Raw genomic sequence first — 660 nt, forward strand, 5'->3', positions numbered from 1 at the left:
TGGATATGCTTGTTTATAGAAAGTGTTCTTTCTAGTAATGATAGATCATGAAAATCTATGATGATGGGCTGGATGCCTGTATTCTCCAATACTTTATATAAAAGCTCATGAGTTCCTCCATATAATGCCTTATGAGAAAGCACCGCATCACCTGATTTTAAATTACCTAAGAATAAGGTGGTGAGGGCTGCTTGTCCGCTTGCATGCAATAATGCTTTTACCTTAAATGGAGATCCATCGGTATCGTTTACACCAAATGTTTCTAAAGCAGCAATAGTATTTTCTGCAGCAGTAAATGTAGGGTTACCCCATCGGCTGTAAATACGTGTTTTATCGGCACCGGAAAAACGCTCACTACCCTCTGCTGCAGAGTCAAAAGTAAAGGTTGAACTTGCGTAAATAGGTGCATGATGCGCATGATCTGCATGTTCATGACCTGCTGCATGAATAGCTGTAGTACCGATACCGGTTAATTTTCTTTCTCTCATTCAGGAATGAAGGTAAGCATAAGAATTAATACCCCCACTTTACCCAAGTTGCACCCCAGGTAAAGCCGCCTCCAAATGCAGCCAATACAATATTATCTCCTTTCTTTAGTTGGTTTTGCCATTCCCATAAACACAACGGAATCGTTGCTGCTGTCGTATTTCCATATCTCTG

At 40.6% G+C, this 660-nt stretch carries 2 protein-coding genes; both read right to left on the minus strand.

The features are described 5' to 3' along the window. Positions 1-488: PLP-dependent transferase (locus ACWKWX_RS32660; RefSeq protein ID WP_483829934.1), on the minus strand; the 488-nt coding region annotated here is incomplete at its 3' end. 25 nt (positions 489-513) lie between these two features. Then, the coding region (locus ACWKWX_RS32665) for a 3-oxoacyl-[acyl-carrier-protein] synthase III C-terminal domain-containing protein (protein WP_483829935.1) at positions 514-660 on the minus strand (147 nt) is incomplete at its 5' end.

The organism is Pseudomonas imperatae (genome assembly GCF_057128625.1).